At 71.0% G+C, this 397-nt stretch carries 1 pseudogene; it reads right to left on the bottom strand.

Annotated elements, in window-relative coordinates:
- Nucleotides 1–397: pseudogene (locus EN994_RS35155) on the bottom strand (hypothetical protein); the annotation flags it as partial.

The following is a 397-nucleotide window of genomic DNA, read 5'->3' as shown; positions in this document are numbered from 1 at the left end:
CGCCGATGGCGTAGCCGCCATTGCCGCCGCCACCGCCGACCGACTGGATCAGAATGCCATGCGCGCCGTCGCCGCCGTTTCCATCGACGCCGGTCTTGATGACGCCGCCAATATTGCCGGTCGCCGTATCGCCCTGGCCGCCACCGCTTGCCTTGCCACCGATCGACACGAGACCGATGGCGCCGCCGCCATCGCCGCCGCCGCCGCCCACCGACTCGACCAGCATGCCGATGGCGCCCAGGCCACTGGTGGTGATGTTGCCGGTGTTGGTCCCCGTGGCTGCCCGGCCGTCATTGCCATCCGTACCCGCGCCGCCACCGCCGAACAGACCTAGACCGCCACCGCCGTCGCCGCCGCCACCGCCCACCGACTGCACGACCATGCCGCTGGCAAAATC

Origin of the sequence: Mesorhizobium sp. M7A.F.Ca.CA.002.09.1.1, from assembly GCF_003998555.1 — a bacterium.
Lineage (GTDB): Bacteria > Pseudomonadota > Alphaproteobacteria > Rhizobiales > Rhizobiaceae > Mesorhizobium > Mesorhizobium ciceri.
Note: the sequence above shows the minus strand (reverse complement) of the source record. Positions and strands in the feature narration are given on the sequence as shown.